The 277-nt window shown below is 63.2% G+C and carries 1 protein-coding gene; it reads right to left on the bottom strand.

Translation table 11 applies throughout. The features are described 5' to 3' along the window. A partial coding sequence (locus SM753_RS20500; RefSeq protein ID WP_323192920.1) for a histidine kinase N-terminal 7TM domain-containing protein occupies window positions 1-277 on the bottom strand: 277 nt, incomplete at both ends.

Below are 277 nucleotides of genomic sequence, written 5' to 3'. Positions count from 1 at the left end.
CTCCCGTCGCGAGGCATTCCCTCGTCGACGAGATGGTCGACCCGAAGAGCGCGACGGCGAACACGACGCCGGTGGCCATGTTGGCGAACGCGGTCGGGTCGAAGGCCGTCGACAGGTTACCGCTGTACAGGAGGAGGAGACTACCGATGACCGGGATGATTCCGCCCGAGAGCATCAACAGAACCTGAGTACGGTATCGGCCGCCACGCCTGACCCCGAAGACGAGCAGCAACGAATACGTGGTGAGTATCAGGGCGTAGGTGTACGCCAGCGTCAG

The organism is Halostella sp. PRR32, assembly GCF_034808085.1.
Lineage (GTDB): Archaea > Halobacteriota > Halobacteria > Halobacteriales > Natronoarchaeaceae > Halostella > Halostella pelagica.
Note: the sequence above shows the minus strand (reverse complement) of the source record. Positions and strands in the feature narration are given on the sequence as shown.